The 18,848-nt window shown below is 72.0% G+C and carries 10 protein-coding genes; all 10 read left to right on the forward strand.

Features of this window, described 5'->3' with window-relative positions:
• The first annotated feature begins 27 nt into the window (after nucleotides 1-27).
• Nucleotides 28-10,443 (forward strand): amino acid adenylation domain-containing protein, encoded by a 10,416-nt coding sequence (locus tag ACIBMZ_RS21030; RefSeq protein WP_396696233.1) that lies wholly within the window; start codon nucleotides 28-30, stop codon nucleotides 10,441-10,443.
• 12 nt (nucleotides 10,444-10,455) lie between these two features.
• On the forward strand, nucleotides 10,456-10,674 hold the full coding sequence (locus ACIBMZ_RS21035) for an MbtH family protein (protein WP_396696235.1): 219 nt from the start codon (nucleotides 10,456-10,458) through the stop codon (nucleotides 10,672-10,674).
• Nucleotides 10,671-12,227 carry a tryptophan halogenase family protein gene (locus tag ACIBMZ_RS21040; protein ID WP_396696237.1) on the forward strand — a complete coding sequence of 519 codons (1,557 nt, stop codon included), beginning with the start codon at nucleotides 10,671-10,673 and terminating at the stop codon, nucleotides 12,225-12,227. The genes ACIBMZ_RS21035 and ACIBMZ_RS21040 overlap by 4 nt, the downstream gene beginning before the upstream one ends.
• Nucleotides 12,227-12,769 (forward strand): flavin reductase family protein, encoded by a 543-nt coding sequence (locus ACIBMZ_RS21045; protein ID WP_396696239.1) that lies wholly within the window; start codon nucleotides 12,227-12,229, stop codon nucleotides 12,767-12,769. The genes ACIBMZ_RS21040 and ACIBMZ_RS21045 overlap by 1 nt, the downstream gene beginning before the upstream one ends.
• A complete protein-coding gene (locus ACIBMZ_RS21050) occupies nucleotides 12,757-14,697 on the forward strand; it encodes a RiPP maturation radical SAM C-methyltransferase (protein ID WP_396696241.1) in 1,941 nt (646 codons plus the stop codon). The genes ACIBMZ_RS21045 and ACIBMZ_RS21050 overlap by 13 nt, the downstream gene beginning before the upstream one ends.
• Before the next feature lie 24 nt (nucleotides 14,698-14,721).
• On the forward strand, nucleotides 14,722-15,540 hold the full coding sequence (locus ACIBMZ_RS21055) for an alpha/beta fold hydrolase (RefSeq protein ID WP_396696243.1): 819 nt from the start codon (nucleotides 14,722-14,724) through the stop codon (nucleotides 15,538-15,540).
• Between the two features lie 217 nt (nucleotides 15,541-15,757).
• Nucleotides 15,758-16,411: a hypothetical protein gene (locus ACIBMZ_RS21060; protein WP_396696245.1), complete on the forward strand. Its 654-nt coding sequence runs from the start codon at nucleotides 15,758-15,760 to the stop codon at nucleotides 16,409-16,411.
• A gap of 11 nt (nucleotides 16,412-16,422) precedes the next feature.
• Nucleotides 16,423-17,463 carry a class I SAM-dependent methyltransferase gene (locus ACIBMZ_RS21065; RefSeq protein ID WP_396696247.1) on the forward strand — a complete coding sequence of 347 codons (1,041 nt, stop codon included), beginning with the start codon at nucleotides 16,423-16,425 and terminating at the stop codon, nucleotides 17,461-17,463.
• Nucleotide 17,464: 1 nt separating this feature from the next.
• Nucleotides 17,465-17,692, forward strand: a complete 228-nt coding sequence (locus tag ACIBMZ_RS21070; protein ID WP_350698966.1) for an MbtH family protein — start codon at nucleotides 17,465-17,467, stop codon at nucleotides 17,690-17,692.
• Nucleotides 17,689-18,708: a guanitoxin biosynthesis L-enduracididine beta-hydroxylase GntD gene (gene gntD / locus ACIBMZ_RS21075; RefSeq protein ID WP_396696250.1), complete on the forward strand. Its 1,020-nt coding sequence runs from the start codon at nucleotides 17,689-17,691 to the stop codon at nucleotides 18,706-18,708. The genes ACIBMZ_RS21070 and gntD overlap by 4 nt, the downstream gene beginning before the upstream one ends.
• Nucleotides 18,709-18,848 lie beyond the last annotated feature (140 nt).

An 18,848-nucleotide genomic window follows, 5' to 3' on the forward strand; every position in this document is an offset into this window, starting at 1 on the left:
CGACGGCCCAGTTCCGAAGGGACCTCCATGTCTGACACCCTCGCCGAGCGGCTCGCCCAGCTCTCCCCGGAGCGACGCCGGCTGCTGCTGGAGCGGCTGGGCCGCGGCGACGCGCGTCCCACCGGGATTCCCCGCGCCCCGCGCGACGAGGCACTGCCGCTGTCGTTCGCCCAGGAGCGGCTCTACTTCCTGTGGCGGCTGGCACCTGCCTCGGCGGCGTACCACGCGCCGGTGGCGGTGCGTCTGCGGGGAGCGGTGGACGTGGCGGCGCTGGGCACCGCGCTGTCGGCGGTGGTGGCCCGGCACGAGGTGCTGCGGACCCGGTACGTCGACGGTGCGCAGGGCCCGGAGCAGGTGGTCGACGCGGCGGCCCCGGTGCCGCTGCCGGTGGTGGACGTGCCGGCCGGTGCCGGGTCGGAGGCGACGCTGCGCGAGCTGATCGACGCGGAGACGCTGCGGCCGTTCGACCTGGCCGAGGGGCCGGTGCTGCGGGCCACGCTGTTCCGGCGGGCGCCCGAGGAGCACGTGCTGCTGCTGGTGATGCACCACATCGCCTGCGACGGGTGGTCCCTGCCGATCATGTGGCGGGAGCTGTCCGCGGTCTACCGGGACGGCGCGGCGGCGGCCCAGCGGCTGCCGGCGCTGCCGGTGCAGGTCGCCGACGTCGCCTGGTGGCAGCGCCGCCGCCAGGCCGACGGCGGGTACGAGGCCGGTCTGCGGCACTGGCAGGAGCAACTGACCGACGTTCCGGTGCTGGACCTGCCGGTCGCCCGGCACCGTCCGGCCACCCCCACCTTCGCCGGTGACCGGGTGCCGGTCCGGCTGCCCGTACCGGTCGCCGACGGGCTGCGGGAACTCGGCCGGTCCACCGGCTGCACGCCGTTCGTCGTGCTGCTCGCCGCCTTCCAGGTGCTGCTCTCCCGGCTCTCCGGCCAGCCGGACATCGCCGTCGGCACGCCGGTCGCCGGCCGGGACTCCGACGCCGTCGCCGGGCTGGTCGGCTTCTTCGCCAACACCGTCGTGCTGCGCGGTGACCTCTCCGGCGATCCCACCTTCACCGAGCTGCTGACCCGGGTCCGGGGCGTGGTGCTCGACGGCCTGGCCCACCAGGACGTGCCGTTCGACCAGGTCGTCGAGCGGATCAACCCGGCCCGGGACGCCAGCGCCACCCCGCTGTTCCAGGTCATGTTCACCACCGACGGCGACGCGGCCGGCGCCAACGACGCCTGGGACCTGGGCGACGTGGACGTGCAGCCGTACTCGGGGGCGGCCCAGGGCGCGCAGGTCGACCTCACGCTCGGCCTGCGGGAGAGCCCGGAGGGGCTGACCGGTGAACTCGAGTACAGCGTGGACCTCTTCGACGCCGACGCCGCCGAGCGGATCGTGGAGCACCTGACACAGTTGCTCACCGGCATCGCCGAGGCACCGGATCGCCCGATCAGCGACTACCGCCTCTCCACCAGCCGCGAGCGTCGCCTGGTGCGGGACTGGAACAGCACCCGGCTCAGCTACTCGCCGTCGATCTCCGTCGAGCAGCACTTCGAGGCGTACGCGGACACCACCCCGGACGCGCCCGCGCTGGTCTGGGACGGGCGGACGCTCGACTACGCAGGCGTCGAGGACCGCGCGAACCGGATCGCGAACCTGCTGCGCGGGCTCGGCGTCGGCATCGACGACCGGGTGGCGATCTGTGTCGGACGCGGTCACGACACCGTGGTCGCGCCGCTGGCCGTGCTCAAGGCCGACGCCGCGTTCCTGCCGGTGGACCCGGAGCAGCCCGCCGCCCGCATCGCCGTGCTGCTCGACGACGCCACGCCGACCGTGGTGCTCTGCGACGCCACCACCGCACCCGACCTGCCCGCCGGTCCGTGGCGGCTGATCCGGCTCGACGACCCGGCCACGCTCGCCGACACCTCGGCCGCCCGGCCACCCCGCACCGCACCGCCGTCCGCCCTCGCGTACGTGATCCACACCTCCGGTTCGACCGGTACGCCGAAGGGCGTGATGGTCACCCGGGGCGGCACGGCGAACCTGCGCGCGGCCTGGACCACCTGGGATCCCGGACCGCTGCGCCGCTGGATGACGATCGCCAGCTCCGCCTTCGACGTCTTCGTCGGTGACGTGGTTCGGAGCCTGGCCTTCGGTAGCTGCCTGGTGCTCGGTCCCCGCTCGCTGGCCCGGGACCCGCAGGCGCTGGTCGACGCGTTGGCGGCCGAGCACGTCGACGCCTTCGACACGGTGCCCGCCGTGCTGACCGCGATCACCGCGCACCTCACCGAGAGCGGCCGACGGCTGCCGGAGGTCAAGCTGCTGATGGTCGGTGCGGACAGCTTCGCGGTCACCGACTACGCCGCCGCGCTGGCCGTGCTGCCGGACGGCGTCCGGATCGTCAACGCCTGGGGCGCCACCGAGACGTCGATCGACAGCACCATGTTCCCGGCCCGGCCCGGGGTGAGCACCGCCTCCGGCATCGTGCCGGTGGGCTCCCCGGTGGCCAACACCGCCGTGTACGTGCTCGACGAGCGGCTACGTCCGGTCCCGATCGGCGTGGTCGGTGACCTGTACGTCGGCGGCCACGGGGTGACCCGGGGCTACCTGAACCGGCCCGGTCTGACCGCCGACCGCTTCCTGCCCGACCCGTACGGCAGCGACAGCGGCAGCCGGCTCTACCGCACCGGTGACCGGGGCCGGTGGCTCGCCGACGGGGTCGTGGAGTTCATCGGCCGCAGCGACGACCAGGTGCAGATCCGGGGTCACCGGGTCGAGCCGGGCGAGATCGAGGCGGTGCTGCGCGGGCACCACGCGGTCAGCGAGGCGTGCGTGGTGGCGGTCCGGGACGGGGTCTCCCACCACCGGCTGGTGGCCTACGTGGTGGCCGCGACCGGCACCGCGCCCACCGGCGGTGACCTGCGGGCGTACCTGGACGAGCGCCTGCCGGCGCAGTTGCGGGTCTCGGCGTTCGTGCCGATCGACCGGCTGCCCCGCACGCTCAGCGGCAAGGTGGACAAGGCCCGGCTGCCGGCGGTCACACCCGAGGACGGCACGGTGGACCGGGTCGCCCCGCGCGACGACACCGAACGGGCCGTGGCGCAGGTGTGGCAGCAGGTGCTGGGCCGCACCGGGCCGATCGGCGTGCACGACGACTTCTTCGAGATCGGCGGGCACTCGCTGCTGGCCACCCGGGTCGTCTTCGGTCTGCGGCAGGCCCTCGGGATCGAACTGCCGGTGCAGGCGGTGTTCGACGCCCCCACGGTCGCCTCGATGGCCGCCCGGCTCGCCACCACCGTGCACATCGCCGGCCCGGCCCCGATACCGGTGCCCCGCCTGTCCGACGGGATGCCGCTGTCGTACGCGCAGGAGCGGCTCTACTTCCTCTGGCAGTACGCGCCGGAGTCACCGGCGTACAACATGCCGGTCGCGGTACGGCTGCACGGCGCGCTCGACGTGGACGCCCTGGCCGGTGCGCTCGGCGACGTGGTCGCCCGGCACGAGATCCTGCGGACCCGCTACGTCGCCACCGACGACGGCCCGGTGCAGGTGGTCGACGCCCCGTACCGGGTCGAGCTGCCCGTGGTCCCGGTCACCGGCCTCGCCGACGACCTGATCACCCGGGTCCTGCACGACGAGTGGGCCCGCCCCTTCGACCTCGGCACCGGCCCGGTGCTGCGCGGCTTCCTGCTGCGGGTCGGCGACCACGACCACGTGCTGCTGGTGGTGCTGCACCACATCGCCTACGACGGCTGGTCCCACCAGGTCGTCTGGCGTGAGGTGACCGAGTGCTACCGGGCCCGGCGGACCGGCACCGCGCCGGACCTCGACCCGGTGACCCTGCACTACGCCGACTTCGCCTGGTGGCAGCGGGAGCGGCGGGACAGCGGCCGGTACGAGGAGGCGCTCGACTACTGGCAGGGGCAACTCGCCGACCTGCCGGTGCTGCGGCTGCCGCTGGACCGGCCGCGCCCGGCGACGCCCAGCTTCGCCGCCGACCGGGTCCGGCTGGAGGTGCCGGCGGAGACCGTCCGGCGGCTGCGGGACCTGTCCGCGGCGCGGGGCGTCACGCCGTTCATGGTGCTGCTGACCGCCTTCCAGGTGCTCCTGGCCCGGGTCAGCGGCCAGCGCGACATCGCCGTGGGTACCCCGGTCACCGGCCGCGACCACCCCGAACTCGCCGACGTGGTCGGCTTCCTGGTCAACAGCGTCGTGGTCCGCACCGAGCTGGGCGACAGCCCGCACGGCCCGACCTTCGCCGAGCTGCTGGAACGGGTACGCGGCACGGTGCTCGGCGCGCTCAGCCACGCCGAGGTGCCCTTCGACCAGGTGGTGGAGCGACTCAACCCGGTCCGGGACCAGAGCATGTCGCCGCTGTTCCAGGTGATGTTCACGCTGGCCGGTGCCGAGGACGAGCCCACCGGGCTGGCCGACGTCGAGGTGCGGACGCAGGATCTGGCGCTCTCGTCGCTCCAGTTCGACCTGGCGCTGATGATGCACCTGGTCGACGACCGGCTCACAGGTGAGGTCTACTTCGCCACCGACCTGTTCGACCACACCACCGTCGAGCTGCTGGCCGACCGGCTGGTCCGGCTGCTGGACAACCTGGTGGCGGAGCCGACGGCGCCGGTCTGCGCGGTGGAGATCCTGGCCGAGCGGGAACGGCGGGATCTGCTCACCACCTGGGCGGGCAGCGCCGGTGCGCCGTCCACCCTGACCCTGCCGGAACTGTTCGAGGCACAGGTCGCGGCCACTCCGTCGGCCCCCGCTGTCGAGGCGGACGGGCGCACGCTGCGCTACACCGAGCTGAACGAGCGGGCCAACCGGCTGGCGCGGGCCCTCGTCGCCCGGGGGGTCGGCCCGGAGCGGACCGTCGCGCTCGCGCTGCCCCGCTCGATCGATCTGATCGTCGCCATCGTCGCGGTCGCCAAGACCGGCGCGGCCTACCTGGCGGTGGACCTCACGTACCCCGCCGAGCGGCTCGCCTTCCTGCTCGACGACAGCGTGCCCACGGTGGTGCTGACCACCCGGGCCGGGCTGGCCGTGCCACCCGTGGCGGCGGCGTCCGCGACGGTGGTGCTGGAGGAGATCGACCTGGCGGCGGCCCCGGCGAACCTGTCCGACAGCGACCGGCTCAGCCCGCTGCGGGTCGCCGACACGGCATACCTCATCTACACCTCGGGCTCCACCGGTCGGCCCAAGGGCGTCGAGGTGACCCACGCCGGTCTGGCCGGACTGTTGGCCAACCAGATCGTCCGGCACGACGCCCGACCCGGCGCGCGGGTGTCGCAACTGGTGTCACCGAGCTTCGACGTGATGGTGGCGGAGGTGTCGATGGCGCTGCTGACCGGCGGCTGCCTCGTGGTGTCGCCGACCACCGTCGCGGGCGAGGAACTCCACGCCTACCTGGCCGAGCAGCGGATCAGTCACGCGCACATCCCGCCGTCGGTGCTGGCCACCGTGCCGCAACGGGAACTGCCGCACCTGCGCACGATCATCACCGGTGGCGAGGGCTGCCCGCCCGACGTGGCCGCGTACTGGTCGGCCGGGCGTCGCATGGTCATCGCGTACGGGCCGACCGAGGCCACCATCGACGTCAGCTCCCGGGTGTACGGCGCGGACAGCCCGCCCGACCCGCAGTCGGTCCGCGCCGACATCGGTCGCACCATCCAGGGTGCCCGGGTCTACGTGCTGGACGAGGGGCTGCGCCTGGTGGCACCGGGGGCGGCCGGCGAACTGTACGTGGCCGGTCCCGGGCTCGCCCGTGGCTACCGGGGACGGCCCGGACTGACCGCCTCGCGGTTCCTCGCCGACCCGTACGGACCGGCCGGGTCGCGCATGTACCGCACCGGTGACCTGGTGCGGTGGCGGCCGGACGGCGGGTTGAGCTTCCTCGGCCGCGCCGACGAGCAGGTCAAGGTGCGCGGGTTCCGGGTGGAGCTGGGCGAGATCGAGGCGGTGCTGGCGGCGGGCCCCGGGGTGGGCCAGGTGGCGGTGGTGGTCCGCGAGGACCGGCCCGGCGACCAGCGGCTGGTGGGTTACGTCTGCGCGGCGGACGGCGCCCGGGTCGACGTGGAGGAGCTGCGGGCCTCGGCGGCCGAACGGCTGCCCGGCTTCATGGTGCCGTCGGCGATCGTGAAGCTGTCGGCGTTGCCGCTGACGCCCAACGGCAAGCTGGACCGGGCCGCGTTGCCGGCACCGACCCGCGACACCGGTGGCGGACGCCGGCCGGTCGGTCCCCGCGAGTCGGTGCTGTGCGGGCTGTTCGCCGAGGTGCTCGGCGTCGACCGGGTCGGCGTGGACGACGGCTTCTTCGACCTGGGCGGGCACTCGCTGCTGGCCACCCGCCTGGTCTCCCGGGTGCGGTCGGTGCTGGGGGTGGAGCTGGCCATCCGGGCGTTGTTCGAGAACCCGACGGTGGCCACCCTCGCCAAGGCCATCGACCCCACGGTGACCGCCCGACCGGCGGTCCGCCCGGTGCCGCGCGGCGAGCGCATCCCGCTCTCCTTCGGCCAGCAGCGCCTGTGGTTCCTGGACCGGATGGACGGCACCGACACCGGTGCCCGCAACACGCCGATCGCGTTGCGGCTGTCCGGCCCGCTCGACGCCGAGGCGCTCGCCGCCGCCGTCGCCGACCTGGTGGCGCGGCACGAGCCGCTGCGTACCGTGTTCGGCGAGGAGGGCGGGGTGCCCTTCCAGACGGTCCTGCCGCCGACCCGACCGCCGATGCCGGTGCGGGACGTCTCCGAGGCGGACCTCGCCGACGCGCTGGCCTCGGCCACCGCGCAGGGGTTCGACCTCGCCGCGCAGATCCCGCTGCGGGCCCAGTTGTTCCGGATCGATCCGGAACTGCACGTGCTGCTGCTGGTCATGCACCACATCGCGGTCGACGGGGCGTCGCTGGCACCGCTGAGCCGGGACCTGGCCGACGCCTACTCGCTGCGTCGGCAGGGCAAGGCACCACAGTGGTCACCGCTGCCGGTGCAGTACGCCGACTACGCGGTCTGGCAGCGGGAGATCCTCGGCGACGACGGCGACCGGGACAGCGAGGTCAACCGGCAGCTCGACTACTGGCGGGCCAACCTGGCCGGTTCGCCGGAGGAGCTGTCGCTGCCGACCGACCGGCCCCGCCCGCCGGTGGCGAGTTACGCGGGGGACACCGTCGCCCTGCGGCTCGACGCCGACCAGCACGACGGGCTGCTGCGCCTGGCCCGCGACCGGCGGCTGAGCCTGTTCATGGTGGTGCAGGCCGGGCTCGCCGCGCTGCTGTCCCGGATGGGCGCGGGCCCCGACATCCCGATCGGCACCCCGTCGGCGGGCCGGAGCGACCCGGCGCTGGAGGCGATGGTCGGCTACTTCGTCAACACGCTGGTGCTGCGCACCGACGTCGGCGGCGACCCGACCTTCGTGGAGTTGCTCGACCGGGTACGCGACACCGACCTGGCCGCCTACGACCACCAGGACGTGCCCTTCGAACGGGTCGTGGAGGCGGTCAGCCCGACCCGTTCGCTGGCCCGGTTCCCGCTGTTCCAGGTGCTGCTGGCCTTCCAGAACAACGCCTCGGCGGCGTTCGACTTCGCCGGGTTGCAGGTCAGCCACGAGGCGGTCCGGCACGGTGTGTCCGAGTACGACCTGACGCTCGACGTCTTCGAGGACTACGGCCCGGACGGTTCCCCGGCGGGCCTGCGCGGCTACCTGGAGTACTCGACCGACCTGTTCGACGAGCCGTCGGTGACCGCCCTGGCCGAGCGCCTGGCGCGCCTGCTCTCCGCCGCCGCCGCCGACCCGCACCTGCCGGTCAGCGAGCTGGAGGTGATGTCGGCGCAGGAGCGTCGAGCGCTCACCGAGGACTGGATGGGCCCGGTCCGGCCCGCGCCGCCGGTACGGCTGATCGACCTGCTCGCCGAGCAGGTGGCGGCCACCGGTGACGAGGTGGCGGTGGTCCACGACGAGCACCGGATGACCTTCGCCGAGCTGGACGGGCGGGCCAACCGGTTGGCCCGGTTGCTGGTGGACCGGGGGGTCGGCCCGGAGCGGGTGGTCGCGCTGGCCGTACCGAGGTCGGTGGAGATGGTCGTGGCGCTGTTCGCGGTGCTCAAGGCCGGTGGCGCGTACCTGCCGCTGGACCTGGAGCATCCGGCGGACCGGCTGGCGTTCATGCTGGCCGACGCCGCACCGGTGGTCGTGCTCGGCACCGCCGCCGGACTCGCGGCGCTGCCCCCGCTGACCACTCCCGTGGTGCAGCTCGACGACGAGGCGGTCCGCACCGAGCTGGCCGCGCTCTCCGACGCGGAACTGGCCGACCCGGAGCGCCTCGTGCCGCTGCGACCGGAGAACCCCGCGTACGTCATTTACACCTCCGGCTCGACGGGTCGACCGAAGGCGGTCGTCATCGAGCACCGGGGCATGGTGAACCTGTACTGGAGCCACCGCAACACGTTCTTCCGCCCCGAGGTGGCGGCGGCCGGGGGCGGCCGACTGCGGATCGGCTTCACCGCGCCGTTGACGTTCGACACCTCGTGGGACTCGCTGCTCTGGATGCTCGACGGGCACGAGCTGCACGTCATCAACGACTTCGTCCGCCGGGACGCGGAGGCGTTCGTCGACTACATCGACCGGCACCGGATCGGGTTCGTGGACCTGACGCCGTCGTTCATGCAGCAACTCGTCGCGGCCGGCATGTTCGCCGACGGCCGGCACCACCCGACCGTGCTGATGGTCGGCGGCGAGGCCGTCACCGAGACGCTGTGGAACGCGATGCGGGCCACCCCGGACACGGCCAGCTACAACTTCTACGGCCAGACCGAGTGCTCCAACGACACCGCGGCGTACCGGGTCGCGGACGGGGACGTGCCGCTGATCGGCAAGCCGATCCTCAACTCCCGGCTGTACGTGCTGGACGAGGCGCTGCGGATGGTGGCCCCGGGCGCGGCCGGTGAGCTGTACGTGGCCGGCGCCGGGCTGGGCCGGGGCTACTGGGGACGGGCCGGGCTCACCGCGACCCGGTTCGTCGCCGACCCGTTCGGCCCGCCCGGTTCGCGCATGTACCGCACCGGTGACGTGGTGCGGTGGGGACTCGACGGCAACCTCAGCTTCGTCGGGCGCGCCGACGACCAGGTGAAGGTGCGCGGGTTCCGGGTGGAACTCGGCGAGATCGAGGCCGTCCTGGCCGCCGACCCCGCCGTCGGCCAGGTCGCCGTGGTGGTACGCGAGGACCGCCCCGGCGACCAGCGACTGGTCGCCTACGTCTGCCCGGTCGCCGGTGGACAGGTCGACCTGGCCGCGCTGCGGGCGCAGGCCGGGGAACAACTGCCCGGCTTCATGGTGCCCTCGGCGCTGGTGCCGATGGACTCGCTGCCGCTGACCCCGAACGGCAAGCTGGACCGCACGGCGCTGCCCGTCCCGGAGTCGACCGGCGGCGCCGGTGGCCGGGGGCCGGTGGGCCCCCGCGAGACGGTGCTCTCCGCCCTGTTCGCCGAGGTGCTGGGCCTGGACTCGGTCGGTGTCGACGACGGCTTCTTCGACCTGGGCGGCCACTCGCTGCTGGCCACCCGCCTGGTGTCCCGGGTCCGCGCCGCGCTGGGCGTGGAGCTGACCATCCGGGCGCTGTTCGAGAACCCGACCGTGGCCGGTCTCGCCGCTGCCGTCGAGTCCGGGGTGACCGCCGACCCGTTCGACGTGCTGATGCCGATGCGCGTGCACGGTGCCGGTGAGCCGCTCTTCTGCGTACACCCGGTCGGCGGTCTGAGCTGGTGCTACTCCGGGCTGCTGCGGCAGGCGGGCATCGACCGGCCGATCTACGGGTTGCAGGCGCGCGGCGCGGACGGCGGCGAGGTGCTGGCCGGCAGCGTCGAGGAGATGGCCGCCGACTACCTCGCCGAGATCCGGCGGGTCCAGCCGCACGGCCCCTACCACCTGCTCGGCTGGTCCTTCGGCGGTCTGGTAGCGCACGCCATGGCGACCCGCCTACAGGCCGACGGCGAGCGGGTCGCGGTGCTCACGCTGATCGACAGCTACCCGGCGATGGACGTGGAGGACGTCCGGGTGGAGACCGCGGCGGAAGCCCGCGCGCTCCTCTTCGACGCCCTCGGCCGACCGGGTTCGGCCACCGACGGCGCCGACGACGGGGACCGGCCCGATCCGGGCGACGAGCTGCTCGACGCCAAGACCGTGGCGGCGCTGACCGGGGTGGTGCTGAACAACGCCCGCCTGATGGACGCGTTCACGCCCCGGCGCTTCCACGGCGACGTGCAGTTGTTCGTGGCCACGCAGACCTGGGACGACCGCCTCGACCCGGCCACGGTCTGGCAGGCGTACGTCGACGGCCGGGTCGACGTGCTGCCGGTCGACTGCGAGCACGACCGGATGACGCAGGCACCGGCACTGGACACCATCGGCCCGGCGTTGGCCGACCGGTTGCGGCACGCCCGCGACCACGAGATCACCACGACATGAGAGGAACCACCGATGACGCAGCCGGATGACGTCCGTTTCAAGGTCGTGGTCAACCACGAGGAGCAGTACTCGGTGTGGTGGTCGGACCGGCCGAACCCGCCGGGCTGGCAGGACGAGGGCACCGGCGGCACCCGGCAGGAGTGCCTCGACCACATCGACCGGGTGTGGAAGGACATGCGGCCGCGCAGCGTGCGGACCGCTCGGGAAGCGATCCAGGGAGCGCAGGCATGATGATCCGTAACGTTGTCATCGTCGGTGGTGGGACCGCCGGCTGGATGACCGCCACCTACCTCAAGACCGCCTTCCAGGACCGGATCTCGGTGACCCTCGTCGAGTCGGCGGCGGTCGGCACGATCGGCGTCGGCGAGGCGACGTTCAGCACCATCCGGCACTTCTTCGACTACCTGGGTCTGGACGAGCGGGACTGGATGCCGCAGTGCAGCGGCTCCTACAAGCTGGCCATCAAGTACGACAACTGGCGCGGCGACGGCAGCCACTTCTTCCACCCGTTCGAGCGGCTGCGGACCTCCGACGGGTTCACCGCCGCCGAGTGGAACCTGGCCCTCGGCGACCCGACCGAGAGCTTCGACCGGGGCTCGTTCATCACGCCGTACCTGTGCGAGGCGGAGCGCTCGCCCCGGATGCTCGACGGGACCCTCTTCACCGCCAGCCTCGACGGTGAGCTGGGCCGGTCCACCCTGGACGAGCAACGGGCGCAGTTCCCGTACGCCTACCACTTCGACGCCGCGCTGATGGCCCGCTACCTGACCAAGCTCGGTGTCGCGCAGGGCGTCCGGCACGTGGTCGACGACGTGGTCGGCGTCGGGCAGGACGAGCGGGGCTGGATCACCCACGTCTCCACCCGCAACCAGGGCGACGTCACCGGTGACCTCTTCGTGGACTGCACCGGCTTCCGGGGCCTGCTGATCAACCAGACGTTGAAGGAGAAGTTCGTCTCCTTCACCGACGTGCTGCCGAACAACCGCGCGGTGGCGCTGCGGGTGCCCCGGGACATGGCCGAGCACGGGATCGCGCCGTACACCAGGGCCACCGCCAAGGACGCCGGCTGGATCTGGACCATCCCGCTGTACGGCCGGATCGGCACCGGCTACGTCTACTCCGACCAGTTCTGCGAGCCGGAGGAGGCCGAGCGCACGCTGCGCGAGTTCGCCGCCCCCGGGCAGGACGAGCTGGAGGCCAACCACATCCGGATGCGGATCGGTCGCAACGAGCGCTCCTGGGTGAACAACTGCGTCGCGGTCGGCCTGTCCAGTGGCTTCGTCGAGCCGCTGGAGTCCACCGGCATCTTCTTCATCCAGCACGCCATCGAGCAGTTGGTGAAGCACTTCCCGGACAACACCTGGGACGAGACGCTGATCCGCGGCTACAACGACAAGGTCGCCCGGGTCATCGACGGGGTCAAGGAGTTCCTGGTCCTGCACTACGTCGCCTCGCCCCGGCAGGACACCGACTACTGGCGGGAGACCAAGGTCCGCGCCATCCCGGACGGGCTTGCCGAGCGGCTGGAGACCGCGGCGGTGCGGCTGCTCGACGAGAGCACCATCTACCCGTACTACCACGGGTTCGAGGTCTACTCGTGGATCACCATCTGCCTCGGCATGGGTCTGGCGCCGAAGAGTCCCCGGCCGGCCCTGGCGCACATCGACCCCACCCGCGCGTCGGCCGAGCTGGCCGGCATCCGGGCCGACGCCGAGCGGCTGGTGAAGACCCTGCCCAGCGCCTACGAGTACCTCAGCACCATCCAACCGGCGGCGGAGGGGTGATGACGGTCGTACCGATGCGTCCCGGGTCGCAGCCGTCGCTGGCCGACGGCTGCCGCACCTTCATGAGCGGCTTCCCGACCGGGGTGGCGGTGGTGACCAGCGTCGACGGCGAGGGTGCGCCGTGGGGACTGACCTGCTCGTCGCTGATGAGCGTGACGCTGGAGCCGCCGACCCTGCTGGTCAGCCTCAAGGTGGGCAGCCGCACGCTGGCCGCCATCGAGGACCGGGGGCGGTTCGCGGTCAACCTGCTGCACGCCCGGGGCCAACGGGCGGCCGAGGTCTTCGCGACCGGCCAGGCGGACCGCTTCCACCAGGTGGTCTGGCAGCCCCGGGGCGACGACCGGCTGCCGTGGCTGGTGGAGGACGCCTGCGGGTTCGCCGCCTGCGCCCTCTCCGACGTCCGGGTCGTCGGTGACCACGCGCTGGTGGTCGGGCAGGTCTCCGACGTCCAGTACACCGCCGACACCCCACTGCTGTACGGGTTGCGCCAGTACTCGCGGTGGCAGCCCTCGATCGTGGAAGGGTCCACGTGCGCCAGCTAGTCCTCGTCAACATGCCCTTCGCCGACCGGCGTCGACCGTCGTTCGCGCTCAGCCAGCTCTCCGCGTTGGTCCGCCGGGACTTCCCGGACGAATTCGACGTACGGGTCTGCTACATCAACCACGACTTCGTCCGCTACTTCGGCGCCCAGGAGTACGACGCCATCGCCGGGGACATGGACTTCCACGTCGCCGGGGTGGGGGACTGGATGTTCCGGCAACTCGCCTTCCCGGAGCTGCCGGACAACGTCGACGAGTACTTCAGCCGCTACTTCACCGGCCCGGCTAAGGCCGACCTGCGGCGTACCGTGCTGCGTCGCCGCGAGGGTCTCCCGGACTTCCTGCGCTCGATGGTGGAGAAGTACCGGCTCGACGAGGCGGACCTGCTCGGCTTCAGCTCGATGTTCACCCAGAACCTGCCCAGTCTCGCGGCGGCCCGGATGGTCAAGGACCGCAACCCGGCGGTGACCACGCTGATCGGCGGCGCCAACTGCGAGGCGCCGATGGGCGCGGCGTTGGCGCAGAACTGCCCGCAGCTCGACTTCGTCTTCTCCGGGCCGGCGCTGGTCACGTTCCCCGAGTTCCTGCGCAGCGTGCTCGACGACGACCTGGAGCGGGCGCACCGGATCCGTGGCGTCGTCACCCGGCGCAACCAGATGGAGAGCCGCTACCGCAAGGGGATCGGCCCCAACGCCGACATCGACGACTACTTCGACCCGGACTACACCGAGTTCCGTGAGTCGTTCGACCAGATGGTGCAGCTTCCGGCCGCCGCGGCGGAGCCGATGCTGTTCTTCGAGACCTCGCGGGGCTGCTGGTGGGGCGAGCGGGCGCACTGCACGTTCTGCGGCCTCAACGGGCAGACCATGGCCTACCGGGCGATGCGACCGGAGAACGCGCTCAAGCAGTTCGACTGGCTGTTCTCGCACGCGCCGTGGGCCAAGAAGTACTGCTGCACGGACAACATCATGCCGATGGACTACCTCACCGAGGTGTTCCCGAAGCTCGACCCGCCCGAGGGCATCTCGATCTTCTACGAGGTGAAGGTCGGCCTGGACATCGAGGACATGACGGTGCTGGAACGCGCCGGGGTGAACGAGATCCAGCCGGGCATCGAGGCGATGGCGACACCGACGCTCAAGCTGATGCGCAAGGGCACGTCGTCGTTCCAGAACATCCAGTTCCTGAAGAACTGCCTGCGGCTCGGGATCAGCCCGGTCTGGAACCTGCTGATCGGGTTCCCCGGCGAGGCCGAGGAGACCTACCGGCGCTACGTCGAGGACCTGCCGCTGCTGTCCCACCTGCCGCCGCCGCAGGGCTGCTTCCCGGTGCGGTTCGACCGGTTCAGCCCGTACTTCAACAACGCCGCCGAGTACGGGCTCGACCTGGAACCGGTGGACCACTACCGGCTGACGTACCCGTTCGACCGCGACGGGCTGCGCGACGTGGCCTACTACTTCGCCGACCAGAACGTCTCCGACTACATGATCTCGTCGGCGACCTGGCTGCGTCCGCTGCGCGAGCGGGTCGGTCAGTGGAACACGGCGTGGGCGGCGGGCAGCGGCCCGGCGCTGACCCTGACCCGGACCGACGGTGGCACCACCATCCGGGACACCCGCTCGGGTGCCGAGCTGGTGTACCCGATCGACGACGTCGACACCGAGCTGCTGCTGCACCTGGACAAGCCGGTCCGGGTGGACAAGCTGGGTGGCGAGCTGCCGCATCTGGCCGACGTGCTGGAGAAGCGGCTGGCCGGACTGCGGGAACGCGGGCTGCTCTTCTTCGAGGGGCACCGGGTGATGAGTGTCTGCGTCTCCGACAGCGACATCGACCCGATGCCCCGCCCGCGCCGCACCGTGGTCGGCGGGACCCGGTCACTGCCGCTGACGCCGACCCGACCGGCCCGGAACCTGTCCCTTCCGGTGGCCTGACCCAGGATCTCGAAGGAGCCAGTCATGCCACTCGTCGTGGCCAACGGCACGAAGATCAGCTACGCCGAGCGTGGCACCGGGGAGCCGGTCGTCCTGGTGATGGGGACCGGCAGCCCGGGCAGCGTGTGGCAACTGCACCAGGTGCCGGCGCTGGTGGCCGCCGGGCACCGGGTCGTGACCTTCGACAACCGTGGGGTCGCGCCGCTGCCGCCGGGCACGGCCAAGCCGACCGTGGAGGATCTCGTCGGCGACGTCGTCGCCCTGGTCGAGCGCCTCTGCGGCGGTCGGGCCCGGCTGGTCGGCACGTCGATGGGCGCGCACGTGGTGCAGGAGGTGATGGTCACCCGGCCGGAGCTGGTGCAGCAGGCGGTGCTGATGGCGACGCGGGGCCGGACCGACACCTTCCGGGGCGCGCTCGCAACCGCGGAGGCGGCCATCGCGCTGGGGGAGGCGAAGCTGCCGCCGCAGGCGTACGCCGTGTGGCGGCTGATCCAGAGCCTGTCCCCGCACACGCTCAACGACGAGAAGCAGGCCCGCTCCTGGCTGGACCTGATGGAGTTCTTCCCACCCTCCCTCGAGGTGGCCGAGGCCCAGACCGAACTGGAGCGGATGGCGGACCGGCTCGACGCGTACCGGGCCGTCACACCGCCGCCGGACGGCACTCTGGTGGTCGGCTTCGCCGACGATCTGGTGACGCCGCCGCATCTGGGTCGGGAGGTGGCCGAGGCGATCCCCGGCGCCCGGTTCAGCGAGGTCGCCCGCTGCGGGCACTTCGGCTATCTGGAGCGGCCGGACGCCGTCAACGCCCTGCTCGTCGAGTTCTTCCGGTCAGCCGTGGGGTGACCGTGTTCATGCCGCATGTTCGACGCGATGAAAAGTGCGCTGTCCGCGCCGCGATCGGTGGCCCGGGCATGGGCGAAAACGGCGTAAGAGAAGCGAATAGGAGGTAACTGTGGAAGCTTCTGTGGTGGATCCCCTCGCGAGACTCGCGGCGCACGAGGTCAGCTCGGCAGAGTTGACCGAGGCACGTGAGCACCTCGCGAAGTACGGTTTCACAAAAGTGTCCTTCATCGTTCCGCAGGAATTGAAGGAAACCGTCGCGACCGAGGTGTTGAACCTGGTCGGCGAGGCCGGGGTCCGCCGTGACCTGCGGTTCGCGGCCACCGGCAACACACTGCGCCGGATGCGCAACGTGCGACGGGACGAGGTGGCCGAGCGCAGCACGGTCATTCCGGCGGTGTACGAGTCGCAGGCCCTGCTCGCGCTGCTGTCCAAGGTGGCCGGCGAGGCGGTGCTGCCCTGCCCGTACGAGCCGGAGCAGTACGTCATCACCCGGCTCGAGGAGAGCGGCGACACGCACGGCTGGCACTGGGACGACTACGCCTTCGCGCTGGTCTGGATCATCGAGTGCCCGGCGGTCGAGCACGGCGGCTTCGTGCAGTGCGTGCCGGGGACGACGTGGAACAAGGAGAATCCGGAGATCCACCGGGCGTTTCTGGCCGGGCCGACCTATTCGGCCTCCTTCGTGCCCGGTGACCTCTATCTGATGCGCACCGACACCACCTTGCACAGGGTCTATCCGATCACCGGGGGAGTACGGACGATCATCAACATGGGTTACGCCGCCACCACCGATCTGGATCGACACATCTCACACGAGACGATGGACGCGTTGTGGGCTGAGTCGTCTCCGGCGGCGCCGCAGATCCGCTAAAGGAGGAACAAATGACCGACACCATCGTCGAGACATATTCGGTGGACGCTCCCTCGTACACGGTCGGAGCAGCCGCGAGCCTCTTCTCGTCCTACGTGGTCACTTCGGCGATCTCCGCCAGCCACCAGATCGGCCTGCTCGACCTGCTGCACGCCGAGGGCGGCACGGACGTGGCCACGGCCGCCGGCAACCGCCTCGACCACGGCGTGGTCCGACGGCTGCTGGACACGCTGGTCTGGGCGAAGGTGGTCGAGCCCGACGGGGACCGGTACACCGTCGGGCCGGGCTTCGCCGACGTCTACGCCGCCCGGGGCTACTTCTACTGGGTGGTCAAGGGGTGTGGCGAGCTGTTCTCCATCGCCCCGGACGTGGCCGCGCCCGAGCAGCGGGTGGGCGACTTCTACCACCGCGACATGCGGGCCGTGGCGATCGGCTCCCGCCTGATCGGCGACAGCGAGGTGGAGCCGCTCTTCGACGAGATCGTCACCGGGCTCGACTTCGCCGCGATCGCCGACCTCGGCTGCGGTTCCGGGCAGCGCCTGATCCGGATCGCCGAGCGGGACCCGTCGGTCAGCGCGGTCGGCGTCGACATCGCCCGGGGTTCGGTGGAATTGGCCGAGAAGTCGGTGGCCGACGCGGGTCTGGAGGGTCGGGTCCACATCGTCCAGGGCGACGTGCTGACCCTGGAGCCCACCGAGGTCTTCGCCGACGTGGAGGTGGTGACCTGCGTCTTCATGGGCCACGACTTCTGGCCGATGCAGCGCTGTGTCGACGGGCTGGCCAACCTGCGTCGGGCGTTCCCGAACGTCAAGCGACTGCTGCTCTGCGACGTGGTCCGCACCCCGGGGCCGGCGAGCCCGGAGACGACCACCATCTTCACCCTCGGCTTCGAGTTGATCCACGCCCTGATGGGCGTCTACATCCCCAGTCGGGAGGAGTGGTTGGAGGCGTTCGAGGCGGCCGGGTGGGACCTGGTCCGCGAGCGTCACGTGGCCGCGCCTCCGTCCGGGATCCTCTTCGAGCTGGTCCCGTCGGCCCCCAGGAGCGCCTGAGATGTCCAACCCGTTCGACCGGCCTGACGGCACGTACCTGGTGCTGGTCAACGCCGAAGCGCAGTACTCCCTGTGGCCCGAGTCGAACCCGGTGCCCGACGGCTGGACGGTGGCACACGGCCCGGCCGGGCGTGACGACTGCCTGGCCTTCGTCGAGGTCACCTGGACGGACATGCGGCCGGCGAGTCTGGCCCGGGCGATGGCGGCGGACTCCGGAGCGTCCCGGTGACCACCGACTGGCCCCGATACCAGCTCAGTGACGCCGACCTGACGGCGTTGCGCGCGATCGTCGAGACCGTCCGGTCGACCGGTGACGTGGATCCTCGGCAGCCGGACTTCTACGACCGCCACCGCTCCGCGGTGCGGCACCTGCCGGCCGGTCTGTGGGAGTTCCTGGACGAGTTCCGGCACGGCGAGCCGGCGGCGGCCTGCTCGGTGCTCGGCTTCCCGGTCGACGACCGGCAGGTCGGGCCGACGCCGACGCACTGGGACGCCGAGCGGCGGGGCGGCCACGTCACCGAGGTCGAGGTGTTCATGGCGCTGTGCGGCATGGCGCTGGGGGATCCGTTCACCTGGACCACGCTCCAGGGCGGTCGGCTCGTCCAGAACATCGTGCCGATCGCGGGCGACGAGGCGCGGCAGAACGGCCACGGCAGCGAGGCGTTGCTGGAGTTCCACACCGAGGACGCCTTCCACCCGAGCCGCTGCGACTATCTGCTGCTGTTCGGGGTCCGCAACGAGGACAAGGTGGCCACCACGGTGGCGTCGGTCCGGGAGTTGGACCTGGACCCGGCCGACGTCGAGGTGCTGCGGCAGCCGCGCTACCACATCCTCCCCGACGACGAGCACATCCGGCAGCTCACCCTGAGCCAGCCGGACCATCCGGCCCTCAGGTCGGTCGAGCGGATGCGGGACGACCCCGAGCCGGTCGCCGTGCTGTTCGGTGATCCGTCCCGGCCGTACCTGCGGATCGATCTGCCCTTCATGCGGTGCGTGGGCGGTGACGACGACGCCGTCGCCCGGCGGGCGCTGGACGCCCTGCACTCGCAGTTGCTCGCGCATCAGCACGACGTGGTGGTGGAGCGCGGCACGCTGCTCATCGTCGACAACTACCAGGCGGTGCACGGCCGCAAGTCGTTCCGGGCCCGGTACGACGGGACCGATCGGTGGCTCAAGAAGTTGACGGTCAGCCGCAACCTGCGGTCGGGCAGCGGGGTGCCGGCGGGTAGCCGGGTGCTGGTCTGACCGGGATCACCGGTGGTGGGGGGGGGGGGGGCGCCCCCCCCCCCCCCCCCCCCAACAGCGGGCGGGGGGTGGGGTGGGGGAAAAAGAACCGTGGCGCCCCCCCCGCCCGCCGGGGGGCCGCCCCCCCCGACCGCCCCGCC

It is taken from the genome of Micromonospora sp. NPDC049900, assembly GCF_044461025.1.
Lineage (GTDB): Bacteria > Actinomycetota > Actinomycetes > Mycobacteriales > Micromonosporaceae > Micromonospora.